This window comes from Leptospira perolatii (genome assembly GCF_002811875.1).
GTDB lineage: Bacteria > Spirochaetota > Leptospiria > Leptospirales > Leptospiraceae > Leptospira_B > Leptospira_B perolatii.
In genome coordinates this window covers 609,242-626,976 of the sequence record NZ_NPDZ01000001.1, presented here as the reverse complement: position 1 = coordinate 626,976, position 17,735 = coordinate 609,242, and the positions used below count along the sequence as shown (strand labels likewise).

Sequence of the window (17,735 nt, the reverse complement as noted above, 5' to 3'; positions counted from 1 at the left end):
CAGGAAAGAAAAACTTTCCCAAAACACCAAGCAAGCCCACTGACCAATACACAAGAAACCGAACACTAAAAGCAGCCCTCGCCGAGAAAACACAGGAAACGAAACACAAAGAGCAGCCACCGCCAAGAATAAGACAGGAAACGAAACACTAAGAGCAGCCACCGCCGAGAATAAGACAGGAAACCAAACACTAAAAGCAGCCACCGCCGAGAATAAGATAGGAAACGAAACACTAAGAGCAGCCACCGCCGAGAATAAGACAGGAAACGGGAACCAAGCCTTCCTGAGAGCGGAGCCAGGATGGCGGAGCGCTCCGGAGCTCAGCACAGGAGGTGCTGGCGGAGGACGAGGGAAGCTGTTCCCGTTTCCAAATTGCTCAAGAATTCGCATTGACTTTGTTATCAAATTTGGTAACATTCTATTATTATAAATGCCTTTTAAAGTTTTAGAGAAGAGGAAGTGACCTAAAGGAGCCCTTGAACTTCCAGCTCTGAAAAAGAGAAAGTATGCTACTCTATTGCGAGAACTCGAAGTTTCAGGACCGATTAGAAAAATTGGCCAAACTTCTCTCCCTTAGGGAAAAATAAATATCACTGTCATTTATCATATAGCTGGGTCGCTTGCTGGGAATATGTGAAAGGGTCAATAGTGATTGAGGTGTATTATGTTGGTAGTCGTGAAAACGCCCCTTACTGAAGTGAGAGTCATAGGTGAAATTCCAGAAAAACTTCTTGATGTATTAAAGGAAGAATTCGGAAAGAAAGTAAAGATCGAGAAGGATAACCCTGTCTCGTTTAGAAAAGGAGAGTTCTTTCAAAAAAATAAAAAGCTTTTTACCCCGGGAAATCACATGAAAACATATAGGTCTATGGCTGGATTCACTCAAACAGAACTTGGTAAAAGAATCGGTGGGATTCCAAGATCTCACATATCGGCGATGGAATCGGGAAGTCGTTCTATTGGGAAAGAAACGGCTAAAAAGTTAGCGGAACTTTTCGGTGTATCTGTAGAAATGTTCCTATAACTTGAATACAAGTGCAAGAATCAGTTTCTGTTCCTATACTCGGCGGACTTTAACCTAGTTACGTTTTAGGAGACACTTTTTAAGCAATTCGTTCTTCAAATTCCGCAGGACTCATAAACCCTAAAAATGAATGAGACCTTTGTCTATTATAAAATACTTCTATATGATCGAAGAACACTGAAGTGGCCTCTGCGATATTATGGAAAGTATTATATTCCAATTCTCTTTTAAGGGAACTAAAGAAAGACTCTGCGACTGCGTTGTCCCAACAATTCCCCTTTCTACTATTACTTCTCCTAATTTTATTTAAAGACAACAGCTCACGAACTTCACGAGAACAGTAATTAGATCCTCGGTCCGAATGGAATATTAAGCCCTTTGCCGGATTTCTAAGTTCGATCGCCTTCGCAAGTGTATTCGTCACGAGCCGAGAGTCATTCTTGTCACTGAGAGACCAACCAGCCACTTTTCTCGAATACAAGTCTATGATCACGCAAAGATAAAACCAGCCCGAGAGACATCTTATGAACGTTACATCCGATACCCATCGCCTATTCTTAGAAACTGCATTAAAATCACGCTTTACTAAGTCCGGTGCAATACGTTCTGAATGATCAGAATTAGTCGTGAATATCCTAAACCGTTTCTCTTGTTTCCCTCGAATATTGCAGAATTTCATCACTTTCCGAACTCTCCTGGCTCCATAAGGAAAAGAGGCTTTTTTAACTTCACGCAAGATCCTAACTAAGCCATAATTCCTTTTACTTTTGAGCCACGTTTTGCGAATAAAATCCACGACGACCGGATCAAGATTATCCATTTCAGTTTTACAACGTTTTAGAAACTTATAATAATAAGTCCGAGATACCTCCAACACTTCCGCCATGCTCTTGACTCGAAATTCCGTCCGGTGAGTTTCCATAAACTCTAATCGGGATTTTGTTCCCGTGAAAGCATGGCTGCAAACTTTTTTAGGATAGCTACTTCTTCCTTAAGCTTAAGATTTTCTTTCCGAAGCCTTTTTAGTTCTTCGCTCTCTTTGAGCTGCTTATCTGTCGGAGGATTTTGATCTTCCGACTTCTTCATGTATTCAGCCTTCCATTGTCTAAGCACAAAATAGCTGACTCCTAATGACTGGGAAACTTCTTTTATTGTAAATGAGCCTGTCAAAGTCCGTCTTACGGCCTGTTCTTTAAACTCCGGAGAGTATTTACCTCGTTTACTCATCTTTACCCTCTTCTCCTTTTGAGCGAAAAAGGTGTCTACTTTTACGTAACTAGGCTAATATGGAACAAGCAGAAACAAAAAATCGTTTCCATTATCCAAAAAATCTCTCCATTGCTCGGTATAAAACGCTCCTGTCCGTTCTTGAAAATTTCCACCCAAAGATTTTATAAATGGAAAAACGAATTTCATGCGCCTTGTCCCCGATCAATCTATGCAGAAAGAGTAATCCAAGGCTTCATTAGAATACAATTCCAAAGTTACTATGATGAATCTCAAGGAAGTCTGTCGGAAATTTAACTTATTCAATAAACAACTTATACTACTATGCGATAACGGATCAGAGAATGAAGGCGCCGTAAACGGTTTCTTAGCTCAACCCGACGTTTCCATTCGCAAGATGATTGCCCAAGCTGATATTACGTTTTCAAATAGTATGATCGAAGCCATAAACAAGAAAATGAAATACGAGTTCCTTTTCCCAAGTAAACCATTTTCATTCAATGACGTGAACAAAATTCTACAGCAGGCTGTCCCTGAATTTAATTCCCGACCAAACGGAGTCCTTTATGGTTACTCTCCTCTCGAAGTTCTAAATGGAGCTAGGCCGATTTTCGACCCAGGTAAAAGAAGCCGCCGTAAAACGACCAAAAGAAAATAGAATAACTAAATGTTCTGATTGTTGAGTTAATCTAAAATGAAAAAATCAACTTTTACCATCAAGCCAATACTCGTCCGGATATCCGGACGGTTTTGTTTAGGTTTTGTGTGGATTCTGCACTGCATCAGATTCGACAAGAGTCACATTTCGTATCCGTACACTCCGTCTAATTCCTCTTTCAGACGCTGCTTATAGTCGATTTCTTTTACCAAGCCTGTGCATACGTCGTACACCCATCCATGAATTTTTGGAAAACCATATTTCTTTAAAGCACTTTGGATCAAACTCGTCTTGTACAGATTGATCACTTGTTCGATCACATTCAGTTCGATCAATCTCCTTTCTCTCTGCTCTTCCGAAAGTCCGTCCAATTCGATTCTATGTTTTAAATAAACGTCCTTGATATGAGTAATCCAATTGTCGATCAGGCCCGTCGATCTCCCCAAAAGGGCAGCCTTGGCGCCGCCGCATCCATAATGACCGCAGACAATTATATGTTTTACGTTTAATACCTCGATGCCGAACTGCAAAACACTGAACAAGCTCATATCGTCTACCGAGACTACATTTGCAATATTCCTTGTTACAAAGATCTCGCCAGGATCCGTTTTCGTGATGACGTTCACAGGAACTCTTGAGTCACTGCAACCGATAAAAAGGACTTGCGGTGTTTGGCCGTCAGCCTGCCGCGAAAAGAAATCGGGATCGATGTCGGTTCTTTCTTTTACCCAATCTCTATTATTTTTTAGTAATCTTGTGTACTTTTCTTCCATTTCAGATTGAAGAGAAGCGATATCATTTTTCATATTCGGAATACCTCCGAGAACGACTTTGATGTTTTTTCGTTCCGCATTTCGCCTAAATTCGTGAATCAGCTCGGCGATATCCTGATCCAAATGAAGTGTTCGAGTCCCATCAATTTCTAAAATAATTCCTTCGGGGAGTTCGTCTAAAACCGTTTGAATTCTTGCCTTGTGAAAGAATCCTAAATTCTCACCCAAGACGATCCTTCTGAACTTTCCAAAATTCTCAACCCTGACAATCGCAGTTTGGTGGTCTTCCTTCAAAACAAAGATCAAGGAGGTAGCGATCCCGGTGACTACGCCGATCAGTAGGTCAGAAAGCAGAATAGCGACAATCGTTACGAGAAAAGGAACAAATTGGTAGATTCCTTTTTTGTACATCGCCTTGAAATTTTTCGGAGCCGCAAGTTTGAATCCGTTAAAAATTAGAACAGCTGCCAAGGAAGATAGAGGAATTGCATTCAAAACATTAACAAAGAAGACAACTCCCAGAAAAATCAAAACTCCATGGATTATCGTAGAAAGTTTTGTTCTTGCCCCAGAAGAAATATTGACCGAACTCCTTACGATCACGCTAGTCAACGGCAAACCACCGGTTAACCCGCAAACCAGATTCCCTGATCCCTGAGCGATCAGCTCTCTGGACGTTGGAGTCTTTCTATGTGCGGGATCCATTCGATCCACTGCTTCGATTCCAAGCAAGGTCTCTATCGAAGCAACAAAGGCAACAGTAACCCCCAGCAACCATACTTTATAATTTCCTAATTCTTCCAATTTTGGAAAAATAAAGTAATTCATCAAATCTGTTCCCGAATTCAAATTCGGGAGCTGCACCAAGTGATCTTTGCTTAGGCTCCCACCGGACAAGAAATCTCCGAATAAAGAGTTGGCCATTAACCCGCAAATTACTCCGAGAAGTGAAGACGGAATCTGCTTCAGCTTTTTAGGACCGTACCATTCCCATAGGACAATTACCGACAACGAAATCAATCCTATCCAAAGTACGTTCAATCTCAAGTTACTAAGCGAGTGGATCAAAACGGTAAAACTGTTCGACTCTGTTCGCTCGTGCGGATCGGAATAGGATTCGTTCAAATCCTGAGCGGTCAGTCCGAATTCTTCCACACCGAATTCTTCGATATCGTATCCGATCAGGTGAGGCAATTGCTTGATAATCAAAATGACTCCGATTGCCGCCATCATTCCATTCACAACGGAAGACGGAAAATATGCAGAGAGAGTTCCGGCTCGAAGTACGCCCAAAAAAATCTGGATCAGACCTGCCAATACCAAAGCGCATAAAAAAGCCTGAAAGCTGCCTAAATCGCTGATTCCGGAAAGAACTACCGCAGTCAAACCGGCCGCTGGTCCGGAGACGCTTAAATTAGATTTGCTTAATACGCCGACCAGAATTCCGCCGATTACTGCACTGATAATTCCGGAGAATAATGGTACGCCCGAGGCATGAGCGATACCTAAACTCAAAGGGAGCGCCAAAATAAAAACGGCAATCCCGGAAAGTGAATCCTTAAATAGATTCCGCAATCCACCTGAAAAATCAAGTTTCGCAAATACAGGAAACTTTGCCGTGATTCGGTTAGATAAGCTCAAAGAACTTTAATTCCTATAAAAATTTCCCAAACAATCAGTAACCGCTCCAAAAATCGAACGAACAATTATGATGTAAGAATCAGAAAATTTACGACTAGTAAAATTGCCAGGACAAAAAACTTTTTTTGGAGGTGAATTGGATGGAATTTCCGTTGAATCGAAAGCTGCTTAAAAGTTCCACATTATTGATCTATTTATTTTTGGTTGCAATAGCAACTAACGGTAGTTTTGCGAAAGATAACGTCAAAACCGAAACAGCAATTTTTGCCGGCGGCTGCTTTTGGTGCATGGAACCTCCCTTCGAAAAACTACCAGGAGTCCAATCAGTCATCTCCGGGTATTCTGGCGGAAAGGAAAAGAATCCTACTTATGAAGACGTTAGCTACGGAAGGACCTCCCACAGAGAGTCGATCCAGGTGACCTACAATCCAAAGATGATTTCCTACGAAAAGTTGTTAGAAGTATTTTGGAAACAGATAGATCCGACCGACGATGGGGGGCAATTTGCGGATCGAGGAAGACAGTACCGTACTGCGATTTTTTACAAAGGTGAATCTCAGAGAAAACTCGCTGAAGCTTCTAAAAAGAAATTAATCTCTTCTGGAAAATTTTCCAAACCGATCGTAACGGAAATATTGCCCGCAGAAAATTTTTATCCCGCCGAGGAATACCATCAGAACTACTATTTAAAAAATCCGGACCACTATAAAGCATACCGCAAAGGATCCGGCAGAGAAGATTTCATTGAAAAGACCTGGGGAAAAGGTCCTTAAGAAGAAAACTAAAGACCGGTATTCCCTACTCTTCTCTTAACAACCGGAAAAGATAAATCGTGAGTCTTTGGAGTTTATCCCTTTCTGGTCCGGGGATTTCTCTTTCCCTATCGATTGTCTTGCGATAAATCGACTTAAGGTGATTTTTCATCGTTCCTGAATGAATTCCGAGTTCTTCACTAATTTTGACTTTATCAGTGCCTATCGCGATAGAAGCACAGATTTCGGTTTCCTTTCTAGTCAACTTGGTTCTTGAACGGATTACTTTTACAATTTCATCTCTGTCTTTATCACCCGAAGAGTGACTGAGCAAATCGTTACCTAACGAATGACCATTCAGATCTTTTTTGTGGAGTTCCTCTTGAGAATTACGGTTTAGAACCATGCTTAAGAAATTCGTAACTTTCCCGGAAGAATCTTTTATAGGTTGTATAACTTGCTCCCATTCCACAACTTTCCCATTGTGATTTCCATTCTGGAACAACCCTTTATATTCTTTTCCTTGGAACATTCTATCCAGAAAGAGAGAATAAAATTCTTTGGAGATATTACCTGACTCGAAAATTTTCGGAGTCTTGCCTAGAAGTTCCCTTTCTTGCAAGCCCGAGATCGACTCGAATTCGCGATTTGCTGCTATGATCTTACCGTCGGTGTCTGTAATGAACATCGCATTTTCCGAATTTCTAAACACGTTATAAAAGATTTGGTTCTTATCGTATTCTTTCGGAACCCCTGAAGGCTTTAAGAAAATAAAGAAAAGAAATTTCTGATTAGAATCAGACATGGGGCGAAGAATCAATAAGGCTGAAACTTCTTCTCCGTTCTTCTTTTTTACTTGGATTTCCCCTCTCCATTCGCCGTTGCTAACCGCGCTTGGAAGTATGTCCTTGTCAAAATTATCTTTATTTAAACCGGAGAACAACTCGTAGAAAGATTTATCATTTATCTGAACACCCTGAGGCAGACCTAGTGACAATTTACCCTTATCACTAATATAATAAATCTCTCCCTGTGAATCACAGATGAGGAGAATGTCCGGTATGTCCTTGTGCTGAAGCGCTTGCTCCTGTATATCTTCCAAATACCGAATCCTCTGCAAAGCCTCTTGCTACCAAAAGGCTGTTATTAATAGTCCGACAAAAAATTTAGATAAAATCCAACACTTAAGTACGTTGAAATCATTATCCGTTAAGTGAAGTGTTCAGAATCAGAGAGAATCGTTTGGTTCCTTTAATAAGTATGGCTTTGGGTCACAGGTAAGTATGTCAAAAGTATATTAAGTTCGTTTGAATTCCTAAAAGAATTGAACACATTGCATTCAATCCAAAAAATAAATCAAAGCATGTGCGATATCTTTTCGCCCATGAAAAAGCACTTTAGACGGTGTGGATTATTAAAATACACATAAAGAACCGCTTGCCATACCGAATCCAATCGCAAATTTACGTAGGCATGTCCGAATTCAAATTAGTGTTAGGTACTAAGAACTATTCTTCCTGGTCTCTAAGACCTTGGATACTGCTTAAGCAGTTTGGGATTCCTTTTTCAGAAACCATTCTTACGGTTCAACATGAATCCTTTCCGAAAGAAATTCAAAGGTATTCTAGGGCAGGCAAGGTTCCGGTACTGATTGATGGAGTTATAAGTGTTTGGGATAGTCTCAGTATTGCTGAATACGTTGCTGAAGCCTTTCCAGAAAAACACCTCTGGCCCCAGGACAGCGTGGCAAGGGCAAAAGCCAGGTCTATTACTGCAGAAATGCATTCTGGATTCCTTAGCTTGAGACAGAACTGCATTTTTAACTTTACCGGAAGATTTAATCCTCCTGTATCGGAAGCCGTAGAAAAGGACGTTCACCGAATAGTGGAAATTTGGGAAGAATGTATAAAAGAATTCGGAGGACCATTCCTGTTTGGAAAAGAATTCTGTGTAGCCGACGCTTTTTATGCGCCGATCGTTTCTAGATTCACTTCTTATAATATTCCAATTTCTTCTGAAATAGGAAAAAAATACATGAGCACGATCCAATCCCTTCCTTCTTACCAAGAGTGGAGCAAACTCGCAGTGGAAGAGATGGATCGAGCCAAATCTAACTGAAAGAATTTGTTTATCGGAAATTTCTTAACCTTAGCGCATTCGTGACAACCGAAACTGAACTCAAAGCCATTGCGGCTCCTGCCAACCAAGGAGCCAAATAGCCCAGGGCAGCGATCGGAATTCCGATAGCATTGTAAGCCAAGGCCCAAAATAAATTTTGTCTAATATTCCTGACAGTTGCTCTGCTCAATCTGATCGAGTCCCAAATGCGCAATAGATCTCCCTTAACAAGAACCACTCCGGCACTCTCCATCGCAATATCTGTCCCGTTACCCATTGCAAATCCCACCTGAGCAACTGCGAGCGCTGGTGCATCGTTCATTCCATCTCCCGCCATCCCAACCTTCTTGCCGCCTATTTGCATCGCTTGGATAATTGCCGCCTTGCCGTTTGGATTCAGAGAAGCTTCGATTTTCTGTATACCTGTTTCTGCGGCGACAGCTTCGGCTGTCTTTAGATGATCTCCGGTTAACAAAACTAGTTCCAATCCAAGTTCTCTCAATTTTTGAACCGCTCGAATCGAAGAAGATTTTAGAGAATCTTCCAATGCTAAAATTCCGAGTGCTTTCTTTCCACCTTCGATTGCTGCCCAAACTACCGTTTTTGCAGAGAGCTCCCATTGATTCACAATATCTGCCAAATTCTTAGGAATAGAAACGCCTTGCGCTTCCAAAAATTCCTTTTTACCGATTACGATCGAATCTTCTTCCAAATTGGCACGGATCCCACCTCCGGGTTCCGAAACTACCTTTGTAGGAGTTCCTATAACTAGACTTTTCGCCAAGGCTTCTGCGACGATCGCGGCACCTAACGGATGTTCGGAGGAAGATTCAACAGAAGCTACCTTTCTCAAAAAATTATTCTCTTCGTCACCTTGTACGGAAATTGCGGTCAGTCGGGGCTTACCTTCAGTCAGAGTCCCAGTCTTATCGAAGGCGAGCACCTCAAGAGAGGATACCGTCTCGAGAGATTCCGCATTTCTGAATAGAATCCCCATGGTAGCCCCTTTTCCAGTTCCGACTAACAGGGATACAGGTGTCGCTAGGCCTAGAGCACAAGGACAAGCGATCACGAGAACAGCAATTGATTTTTCCAGTGCACCCGACAAATTACCGAAATCTATAAAAAAACTCCAAATCAGAAAATCCAGCACCGCAATGACAACTACTGAAGGTACAAATATAGCCGAAATCTTATCTGCGATTCTTTGCAATGGGGCCCTGCTCGCTTGCGCCTCCTCTACCGTTTTAATAATAGAGGAAAGCACCGTATCTTGACCGACCTTGTCCGCCCTTTCGATCAGTCCACCTTTTCCATTCATCGTTCCACCGAATAGTTTACTAGAAGAAACTTTCTGCACAGGCAGGCTCTCACCGGTTAACATAGATTCATCGACTGAACTCGAACCGTCTAAGACAATTCCGTCCGTCGGGATCCGTTCGCCAGGGCGAATTTGAATCAAGTCACCTTCTTTCAAAAACTCCAAAGGTACTTCTATCCATTCTGAATCTTTTTTTATACGAACTGTGTCAGGTCTTAATCCCAAAAGTGCCTGGATCGCCTGAGAACTTTTTCCCCGGGCAATTGCCTCCATCCATTTTCCTGCTAGAAGAAAAGCCAAAAGCACTGCAGAGGTTTCGTAATACAAAGAGGGATACATTCCATGTCCTTGATGCGATTGACTCTGGTTTAAAAACCAAGGATCCTCCAAAGACAAGCCAAGAGTCAGACTGTAAACGAAGCTATAGCCAAACGCAGCGCTCGTGCCTAGCGCGACCAACACATCCATGTTAGCTGATCCATTCTTCAATGCTCTAAATGCACCCTTGTAAAAAGGAAATCCGATCCAAAATTGCACGGGAGCAGCAAACAGAAACTGTACCCAAGGGTGCATTAGATACTCCGGAACCGGAAGAAAAGATAAAATGGAAAAGTGCGAAGCCATCGTGTAAAAAAGAGGAAAGGCCAAAATCGCCGAGGAAATAAACCGGAATCGTAGTCTGTTTTTTTCTTTAACGTGCTCCTCAATTACTTTTGGAGTGCTCGAACTGAGGTGCTCTGAAGCATTATATCCTAAGGATTTCACCTTCTCAATCAGGTCCTTAGTTTGAAGCTCAGTATTAAATTTTACGTAGGCAGTCTCCATCGCAAAATTCACCCTGGCATCCTCCACTCCATTCAATTTATTTAATCCTTTTTCGATTCTGAGCGCACAGTTCGCGCAAGTCATTCCGTAGAGATCCAAGGTAACAGTAGAATCTTGCGTATTACTTGATTCAGTTGGCTTAATCATTTCCATGCAGATTTCAACCGATCGGTCCTCCCAATTCGTATCCCTCTTCTTTTAGGAGATCCTTCAATTTATCCAATCTGGAAACATCGTCGATCGATTCAAGTTCTACGAATTTTCCTTCCAAATTCGCCGCTCCCGAAATTCCTTCTTGTTTTAACAGCGCATCAATCGTTTTGACACAATGACCGCAGCTCATACCATTTATGGAATATTTTGTTTTCATAATTCTATTTACCTAACCATCTTGTTCAGGGTGGAATCGAGTTCTAAAAAAATAGACTCGTCGTTTTTGCGAATTTTATCAGCTACACAAGTCCTCAAATGATGTGCAAACAGAAGTTTGCTCACTCCATTGAGCGCTGCCTGTACGGAAGAAATCTGATTCAGAATATCGTCGCAGTATTCGTCCCGAGTAACCATTGCAGAAACTCCTCGAATCTGTCCTTCGATTCTTTTTAGCCGGTTTTCCAGATCCTCTTTTATTTTTGGATCATTCTGGATTTTTTTGCGAGCAGCCACTATAGAATACCCCCCTATCCTATAGACCTCGAAAAACCAAATAAGTTCGCTTAATAAAAAAGCCTAAATAACTACTCATTTTTATGCTTTACTTTTGTTTAGTAACAGTTCAAAATCCTAAGTAAGGTTAACTTTATGAGCGAGAATCCAGGAACAGGTCGATCCAGAAGAGGAACAGATTCCAAAATAGAAGGTAGGTTCGAAAAAACAAAAAGAGAATCCTGGACCGAGGACGAGACCGACGGAATCTTACCACACAAGGTAACAACCCAGTTTTTCTTTGAATCCGCAAAAACAATTTTAACGAGCAACCAATCTCCCGATCTCCCTTTTTCCACATCAATCAATCCGTACCGAGGCTGTGAGCACGGCTGCATTTATTGCTACGCTCGTCCGAACCATGCTTACGTGGATCTTTCTCCGGGATTGGATTTTGAATCTAAAATTTTTGTAAAAAAGAATATTAAGAATCTACTCGTAGAGGATTTAAAAAAACTTAAAGCTCCCATTCGTGCAATTAGTCTAGGTGCGGCGACCGATCCATATCAGCCAGGAGAGAGAATCCACCAAAACACAAGACAGGTTCTGGAAACTCTATTAAAGTTCAAACATCCGGTAGGAATAGTGACAAAATCCTCCTTAATTCAGAGGGACATCGATATTCTAGCCGAGATGGCTAAATTAGATTTAGTGAAAGTATTCGTATCGATCACGACTTTAAACAACGAACTCTGGTCAAAATTGGAACCGAGAACCCCAGCTCCGGCCAAAAGAATTGAGACTTTAGAAAAACTTTCCCAATCAAAAATTCCGGTTGGAGTAATGTTTGCTCCAGCAATTCCCTTTCTGAACGATTTTGAAATGGAATCGATTCTTTCCAAAGCTAAAGAATCTGGGGCAGCCTCCGCAGGAATGGTCTTACTGAGGCTACCTCACGAAGTAGCTCCTCTATTCGTAGATTGGCTTGATACACATTATCCATTAAAGAAAGATAAAATTCTAAAAGTGATTTCTGAGGCCCGTGGAGGAAAGCTCTATGACTCCGCTTTCGGCAAGAGAATGATAGGCTCAGGTAATTACTCGGACCTGCTTCAGAATAGATTCCGAGCAGCAATCCAAAGATTAGGATTAAACAATAGGCATCCTTTGAGAACAGACTTGTTTAAGGTCCCGGAAGAATATCAGATTCGCAAGTATTCAAAAGAAGAAATACTTCCGGGCTTATTCGACTAATATCAATTCACTGAGGAAGTTCCCTTAAAGACTGAATTTTCTGTTCTTTTTCGGGAGACTGCCAAGCCTTTGACGAAAAAGTATTCAGATCGTAAGTTCTAGTGGCATAAGAATCCTTGAAAGGAGCGATCAATTCTTTATCAGGTTCGGTCGATTTTGCAGCTAATATCTTCTTCATCCCGGCTTCACCTTGTTTAAACCATTCCGGATCGATAGGCAGATTCACTCTGTGTCCTCTTAATTGCTGTATGGAATAAGGTCCGTCAAAGCCTGCATCCTTGAGTAGTTTTCCAAAAAATAGAAATTCCACTTCTTGCCGTCCGCCCTGTAGCTTTCCGTCAAATGACGCCCAAGCTATCGGGCTACCGGATCCCGGATGAACGAGGTTTGCCTCGAGATGATAATTGCCTGCTTTAAAAATATTTAATCCAGCTTTTATTACTAAGGAACCATCGCTCGGAGAATCCGAAAAGTAACCGCTCCACTCCGCGGGTTGATTCGGCGAAGAAAAAAAGGAAGTCAAAAGTTTTCCCTCTTTCTTTTCCTTTCCATACACGAACTCGGCTTCTAGATACATATCACCCCAGTCCTTAGGACTAGGTCTCCAACTAAAGGTATACAGGTTGTCGCTCGATTTCACATCTCCGTCGATTCCCTTATCATTATAATCCGGTAAGACCGAGCCGAACTTTTGACCGTCAAACTCACGCCAGAACTTTACGGAACGGACATCCAAGTTGGCACGCTGCATCTTTGTATCAAAACATTCTAAGGTTATATAAATCGGATCTCTTGTACCTATCGCGGCCCAGTGCAAAGGTTGTAGTTTGCAAGAGTACCCATTTGGCGTTTTATCCTCGGGTCGATCCACCATCGGAATTGCAACCATCCCAATAAAATCCGGCTGCAATAAATCGGGGTTATACTTTGTTAAAGGCCTGGAGTTGGGAGGATATTCAGCCCATTCCATATAATCTTTAAGTATGATCTCTGGCGTAATCGTCTTGTCTATGCTTTCCAGATAATTTCCGTCTTCGGTGTCAAATCCGACTCCTCCAGGCGGATAACCCTTTGCCATGAACTCTCCTTTTTCCCTTTTCTCCTTTTCGGATAAAAACCATCCTTGGTCTTCGGCTTCGTCGTATAACAAAAAAGATATTAAAAGAACAGCTAAAAAGATTCCTGCGTAGATCCAAAGTTTTCTCTCTTTCACGATTTTACCAACCCGCGTACTAACAAATCGGCTACCTTTTTTCAAAGAATCGCAAGGAGAACAAGTGAAATTTCCCTCACCTAACTGAATCCCGGATATAGATTTAGAAAAAAAATTCGATTTTTTTCTCAGTATTTCTCCAGTAGGACTGCTCCCCAACTACACCAAGAGATTTATTTTTTCAAATCAAGAGTCCTAATCCGAATGGTATAATTTTAATTTTCTACGACCTTTAGTTTAGTATGTTTTTCTAATATACATTACCTTAGTAATCAATTTATTTCACAATTCCATCAATGTATCAATTCAACTTATTATTGCCATTTTTATCCAAATTCGTTTCATATCGTATGTTATGCGATAAAACAGCACTTTCGATTGACTATTTTTTTTAATGAGTTATTGAACACCGTTACGCGGAATCGTTCCTGAAAAAAGAACATTGCTTCCGGGTACGGAGAAAAACAAGTGAAGAAGAATCTTTGGAAACCAATTATGATGGGCTGGGTGGTTGTAATGTTTTTGGCAGGTTCATTATCTGCACAAACATACACTATCTTTATACACGGTAAATCCGATCTGAATCATAGCGGTATCGGAACCCAAGATGTAAACAACTACTGGGGTAGCGCTCCGGATTCCGTATCTGGCGCTAAAATATTTATCGGGTATGATGGAACTTCTGATCCAAGAAATTACGGACCAGAAAGAGCACAGACCAACATTACAAGCGGATTAACGACTTATTGCACAGGAGCAAACTCTTGCAAGATCGCTTGTCACAGCGCTGGTTGTTATGCGATCGAATATTGGTTTGCAAACTTGGGCGGAACAGTTGCTTCTAGAGGTTATAATTTGACTAAGGTAACCGCCTTGGCATCGGCCTCCGGAGGATCCGAATTAGCGTCTGCATTGAATGCTGTCACCTTTGGATTCGGCGGATCTGCAATGGACCAAAGCTTGATCGTATCAACTGCTAGAGGAGCTTACAACCATAACAACGGTTCTGGCGTGACTATCTACCAAGTACCTGGGTCAAAAGGTCTTTTCGGTGCATCCGCGATTCTACCAGGAGAAGATGACTTTGCAGTCGCATATCACTCTTCTTGCGCATACAACCAAGCAGGGGGATTGAATGTATGCCAGTCGTCGGTGACTCAAAGTGAAGGAATTTGGCCTTTCAATTATAATGTGACCTACACACAATTCCAAGGACACACTAGAGCACCATCGGTCAGCACAAGCGGGTTGTATTTAAATCACACCGAGTTAAAAGGAGAAGGATGGAGATAAGGAGATAACCGACACTCTGTTCGTCCCGGTTTAGAAAAATACATTCTGTTTTTCTAAACTATTTTCAAAAATGCCGTCCGGAAAAAAAATTTTGGGCGGCGTTTTTGTAACCTTTCTCTCACAAAAAACTTTAAGAAGACGCAAGTAAACAATCGTTCACAATTTTTCAGAAGTGACGAATAATCCATTCGCTCTAGTTTTTCTTCAAACCAAACCAGTTTAAAGCTATTTCATCCCGATACAAATTTGGTTTATTATAGTTTTAGAGTGTGTTTAACGAAAAACGTTATCCGAATCTGAGAAAAATACTATTTCATAACAATTGATATTAATAAAGGATGCTTCGCATAACACAAAAGCATCGAAAATCATATTATCCTAATTGTTATGCGAAAAAAGAACCCATTCGCTTGACTCAGAACTCCGGCTCCGTCAAAATAGTAGGCGAGCAGATTCCAAGCGCTCGGCTAGGGATTTGCTCCAAAGATCGGAGAATAGTGAAAATGAAAAAAGCAAAGAGTATGATATTGGGATGGGTTTTCGCGCTGGTATTTGCCGGCTCTCTATCGGCTGAGACATATACTGTCTTCATCCATGGAAAGTCTGACAGCAACCACAACGGCGTGGGAACTACTGACGTGAATAACTACTGGGGCTCTGCACCAAATTCTGTTTCTGGTGCTAAGATATTCATCGGATACGATGGAACTTCTGACCCTAGAACTTACGGCACGGCCAGAGCACAGACCAACATCACAAGCGGTTTGACTGCATATTGCAAAGGTACAAATACCTGCAAGATCGTATGTCATAGCGCAGGTTGTTACGCAATCGAGTATTGGTTCGCTAATTTAGGATCCAGTGCTTCCAATAATGGTTTTCATCTGACTAAAGTGACTGCTTTAGCTTCAGCTTCCGGTGGGTCGGAACTTGCTTCCGCACTAAACGGTATTACGTTTGGTTTTGGTGGAAGTGCAATGGATAAAAGCCTAATTGTAAGCACAGCTCGTGGCGCATACAACCATAACAATACCGCTGGTGTTACGGTATATCAAGTTCCAGGTTACAAAGGAATGTTCGGTGCATCCGCAATTCTACCTGGAGAGGATGATTATGCTGTGGCATTCCATTCTTCCTGCGCGTACAACAAAGCAGGCGGTTTGGATAAATGCCAAACTTCTTTGACTCAGAGCGAGGGTATTTGGCCGTTCAATTCGAACGTTACTTATACCCAGTTTCAAGGTCATACAAGAGCTCCATCCGTTCCAGTTTCTGGACTATACTTGAACCACAGTGAATTGAAAAACGAGGGCTGGAGATAAAATTCTAGCCAAAAGACTCGCTGCGCTTCATTAGAAAATCTAAATGTTTCGCAGCGAGTTTCACTCCAAGGTAAGTTTCAAATACCTTATGAATTCCAAATCCTACTATCTTTTATTCCTAAATTTCATTCTTATTAATTGCTCGTATCTCCAGTGGAGACCTGCTAGCCTAGCAATCGAACGAGGCTGGTCTGAAAACGGAAATCATGTGGTTCAAACCGAAGTAATCTACGAAGAAAGAGATGCTTGGAATCCTTTAACAGGAACGACTCATAAGCGAAATTATGGTACAAAGTTTCGTATTTATTTAATAAACGACAAAGCAAAGGGCGACGGCTCACCTCCAATTTTTACTAAGGAAGTCTCATCCTGGACACTGCCTGGCTCAGTATATTTTCATTCCGCAAGCTCTTTGCTATTCTGGATACAGGGTAAAAATGACGAATATGCTGGAAAATCTCGCTTCCCCGCTATATGGTCTCCTGAACTCTCCATCGACCAGGATCTAAGTTCGATTTTACTTGCTGGTGAAACAGTTTTACAATTTGTTCCGGCGCCTGATGCAGAATTAGCTGCATTAATTTTAGGAAAAGTTGATCCGAGTCTAGAAATACTTTCTCCTAGATTAGTTTTTTGGAATGTTAAGGACAGAAAGACGCTTACCTCCATAAGTTTAAATTCCTGGAAGGAAGTACCGAATTATAGAATCAGATGGTCAGTTAATTCAAAAACTCTCTATTTAAGAATGGAAGACAAAGTTTCCAAAGCAGAAAATGATTTTCATTCTTTGAGTAAAGCTTCCGAATTTCCCCTTTGTTTTTTTCCGCCGACAAATTTCGGCCCTGTAGGAATTAGTCCTGCAGGTTCCGGGGGAGATACTTCCTTTGATAGAAAAATCGAGCCCCCCCTTTTCAAGAAGTTTGAAAAAGTACCGATGATAAGCGATGTCGGAAGGATTCGAGATTGTTCGAATCCCTAGCTTTATTTTGAGATTTAAATTCTACCTTTTCGTTTCTCTTTAATAAACTCAATCACCGCTGGCATCACGGACAAGACGATAATCGCCAAGATTACCAACTTAAAATTTCTTTGCACAAAAGGTAGATTGCCAAACTGAAATCCACCTATCGTAAAAATAAGAATCCAAAAAAGCGCGCCGAGAACATTATACAGAGCGAACTTAGCATAAGTCATCGTTCCGATCCCTGCAACAAAAGGAGCGAAGGTACGAATGATCGGAATGAATCTAGCAATAATGATCGTCTTACCACCGTAAGTTTCATAAAATCGATGCGCTTTTTCCAAATGTTGTTTGTTCAAAAAGCGGATTTTTTCCTTCGCTAAAATCTGTTCTCCTGCGACATTTCCTATGAAGTAGTTTACTGCATCTCCTAAGATTGCAGCAATCACGAGCAATACTATCACCGTCGTTAAGTCGAGAGATCCTCTTGATGCAAAAGCTCCCACTGCAAACAAGAGACTATCGCCAGGTAAGAAAGGAGTCACAACCAGCCCAGTTTCGCAAAATATGATCAGAAAGAGTATTAAATAAGTCCAAGCGCCATATGACTGGATCATCCCATCCAAGTGAGTTTCTAAATGTAAAAAGAAATCTAAAACAAAAGTAATGGCTTCCAAATCGGGCCTCCTGGGTCAGATTTGGGTTCTC

Annotated in this window: 15 protein-coding genes and 1 pseudogene; 8 read left to right on the top strand and 8 right to left on the bottom strand. The window is 41.5% G+C overall.

Translation table 11 applies throughout. The features are described 5' to 3' along the window. Nucleotides 1–664 precede the first annotated feature (664 nt). Entirely contained in the window at nucleotides 665–1,024 is a 360-nt protein-coding gene (locus CH373_RS02970; RefSeq protein WP_100712455.1) for a helix-turn-helix transcriptional regulator, read from the top strand. Between the two features lie 79 nt (nucleotides 1,025–1,103). On the opposite strand, the gene CH373_RS02965 is transcribed toward CH373_RS02970, so the two are convergent. Beyond that, a protein-coding gene (locus CH373_RS02965; RefSeq protein ID WP_100712454.1) for an IS3 family transposase occupies nucleotides 1,104–2,251 on the bottom strand; the annotation gives its coding sequence in 2 pieces (ribosomal slippage) (nucleotides 1,104–1,999 and nucleotides 1,999–2,251; 1,149 coding nt in all). Nucleotides 2,252–2,302: 51 nt separating this feature from the next. Here CH373_RS02965 and CH373_RS18765 point away from each other — a divergent pair. Then, nucleotides 2,303–2,934, top strand: a pseudogene (locus CH373_RS18765) (hypothetical protein); the annotation flags it as partial. A 115-nt stretch (nucleotides 2,935–3,049) separates the two neighbouring features. Here the strand turns inward: CH373_RS18765 and CH373_RS02955 are convergent. Next, nucleotides 3,050–5,323 carry a SulP family inorganic anion transporter gene (locus CH373_RS02955; RefSeq protein WP_243393223.1) on the bottom strand — a complete coding sequence of 758 codons (2,274 nt, stop codon included), beginning with the start codon at nucleotides 5,321–5,323 and terminating at the stop codon, nucleotides 3,050–3,052. 140 nt (nucleotides 5,324–5,463) lie between these two features. Here CH373_RS02955 and msrA point away from each other — a divergent pair, with 140 nt between their 5' ends. Continuing rightward, complete coding sequence (gene msrA / locus CH373_RS02950; RefSeq protein WP_100712452.1) at nucleotides 5,464–6,096, top strand: peptide-methionine (S)-S-oxide reductase MsrA; 633 nt, start codon at nucleotides 5,464–5,466, stop codon at nucleotides 6,094–6,096. A 25-nt stretch (nucleotides 6,097–6,121) separates the two neighbouring features. Here msrA and CH373_RS02945 read toward each other — a convergent pair whose 3' ends face one another. Continuing rightward, nucleotides 6,122–7,177 (bottom strand): PAS domain S-box protein, encoded by a 1,056-nt coding sequence (locus CH373_RS02945; RefSeq protein ID WP_100712451.1) that lies wholly within the window; start codon nucleotides 7,175–7,177, stop codon nucleotides 6,122–6,124. Nucleotides 7,178–7,548: 371 nt separating this feature from the next. Between CH373_RS02945 and CH373_RS02940 the strand changes: the two genes are divergently transcribed. Then, on the top strand, nucleotides 7,549–8,193 hold the full coding sequence (locus CH373_RS02940) for a glutathione S-transferase family protein (RefSeq protein ID WP_100712450.1): 645 nt from the start codon (nucleotides 7,549–7,551) through the stop codon (nucleotides 8,191–8,193). A 10-nt stretch (nucleotides 8,194–8,203) separates the two neighbouring features. On the opposite strand, the gene CH373_RS02935 is transcribed toward CH373_RS02940, so the two are convergent. Genes CH373_RS02935 through CH373_RS02925 form a run of 3 tightly spaced genes read right to left on the bottom strand, consistent with a single transcriptional unit; the run spans nucleotide 8,204 to nucleotide 11,005 of the window. Next, nucleotides 8,204–10,486, bottom strand: a complete 2,283-nt coding sequence (locus tag CH373_RS02935; protein WP_423789742.1) for a heavy metal translocating P-type ATPase — start codon at nucleotides 10,484–10,486, stop codon at nucleotides 8,204–8,206. Nucleotides 10,487–10,499: 13 nt separating this feature from the next. Continuing rightward, entirely contained in the window at nucleotides 10,500–10,709 is a 210-nt protein-coding gene (locus CH373_RS02930) for a heavy-metal-associated domain-containing protein (RefSeq protein ID WP_100734056.1), read from the bottom strand. A gap of 8 nt (nucleotides 10,710–10,717) precedes the next feature. Then, nucleotides 10,718–11,005: a metal-sensitive transcriptional regulator gene (locus CH373_RS02925; protein WP_243393221.1), complete on the bottom strand. Its 288-nt coding sequence runs from the start codon at nucleotides 11,003–11,005 to the stop codon at nucleotides 10,718–10,720. Between the two features lie 135 nt (nucleotides 11,006–11,140). On the opposite strand from CH373_RS02925, the gene CH373_RS02920 reads away from it, so the two are divergent. Further along, nucleotides 11,141–12,238 (top strand): PA0069 family radical SAM protein, encoded by a 1,098-nt coding sequence (locus CH373_RS02920; protein WP_100712447.1) that lies wholly within the window; start codon nucleotides 11,141–11,143, stop codon nucleotides 12,236–12,238. A gap of 7 nt (nucleotides 12,239–12,245) precedes the next feature. Here CH373_RS02920 and CH373_RS02915 read toward each other — a convergent pair whose 3' ends face one another. Next, nucleotides 12,246–13,451: a hypothetical protein gene (locus tag CH373_RS02915; protein ID WP_100712591.1), complete on the bottom strand. Its 1,206-nt coding sequence runs from the start codon at nucleotides 13,449–13,451 to the stop codon at nucleotides 12,246–12,248. Nucleotides 13,452–13,946: 495 nt separating this feature from the next. On the opposite strand from CH373_RS02915, the gene CH373_RS02910 reads away from it, so the two are divergent. The 3 genes from CH373_RS02910 to CH373_RS02900 all read left to right on the top strand — a co-directional run bounded on the left by CH373_RS02910 (nucleotide 13,947) and on the right by CH373_RS02900 (nucleotide 17,045). Next, nucleotides 13,947–14,744, top strand: a complete 798-nt coding sequence (locus CH373_RS02910) for a hypothetical protein (protein WP_100712590.1) — start codon at nucleotides 13,947–13,949, stop codon at nucleotides 14,742–14,744. 503 nt (nucleotides 14,745–15,247) lie between these two features. Further along, the gene (locus tag CH373_RS02905) at nucleotides 15,248–16,066 is read left to right on the top strand and encodes a hypothetical protein (protein ID WP_100712589.1); all 819 of its coding nucleotides are present in this window, start codon (nucleotides 15,248–15,250) and stop codon (nucleotides 16,064–16,066) included. An 88-nt stretch (nucleotides 16,067–16,154) separates the two neighbouring features. Further along, complete coding sequence (locus CH373_RS02900; protein ID WP_100712588.1) at nucleotides 16,155–17,045, top strand: hypothetical protein; 891 nt, start codon at nucleotides 16,155–16,157, stop codon at nucleotides 17,043–17,045. Between the two features lie 14 nt (nucleotides 17,046–17,059). Here the strand turns inward: CH373_RS02900 and CH373_RS02895 are convergent, their stop codons facing one another. Continuing rightward, entirely contained in the window at nucleotides 17,060–17,704 is a 645-nt protein-coding gene (locus tag CH373_RS02895) for a DedA family protein (RefSeq protein WP_100712446.1), read from the bottom strand. Nucleotides 17,705–17,735: the final 31 nt, after the last annotated feature.